The 573-nt window shown below is 33.3% G+C and carries 1 protein-coding gene; it reads right to left on the bottom strand.

What is annotated here, in order from left to right; genetic code table 11:
• Nucleotides 1-181 precede the first annotated feature (181 nt).
• Nucleotides 182-573, bottom strand: a 392-nt coding sequence (locus B808_RS06595) for a hypothetical protein (protein ID WP_035421697.1), incomplete at its 5' end; no start/stop codon positions are given.

The raw sequence follows: 573 nt of genomic DNA, 5'->3' as shown, positions 1-573 counted from the left end.
CAAATACCACTGGTCATCTTTTTCTAACCAAGCGTACGGTGGGAAAAACCACTGAGAATCCGTAGGACTGTCAGAACTTGCTTGATGATCTAAATTAAATCTAATCCCATATAATTTGGCATTGCCTCTTTCCATGACCATCCTCCAACCGCATAAACAAGATCGTTTTTTTATAATTACTTCAATTATCGCTAATCTCTCCAACTACAATTTGATCAATATGATTACTAATCTCCGAGCGGGGAGCACTTGTAAAACACCAATAAAAAATTAATAAAAATCCAAAAAGTCCCATTAACACCCCAGCCATCACAACCATAGTGGTGGAATTATGGTCAGTTACGTAAGTAATTGGGATAAAAAATGCATTAAACAGGATAATACAGATTATTTTCATAGCAAGTCTACTAGCATTAAAAGCTTTAATTTGCAAAACATTAATATTTTTTTCAAGATGAGTTTCAGTAATATTCTTAACCATCGCTTTTAAATCAGGATAATTTAGAATTGGGTATTTGGGAGAGCGATGTACAAAGACACTAGATATTTTGACAATTACTAACATAATCAAAC

It is taken from the genome of Fructilactobacillus florum 8D (assembly GCF_000512295.1).
Classification (GTDB): Bacteria; Bacillota; Bacilli; order Lactobacillales; family Lactobacillaceae; genus Fructilactobacillus; species Fructilactobacillus florum.
Note: the sequence above shows the minus strand (reverse complement) of the source record. Positions and strands in the feature narration are given on the sequence as shown.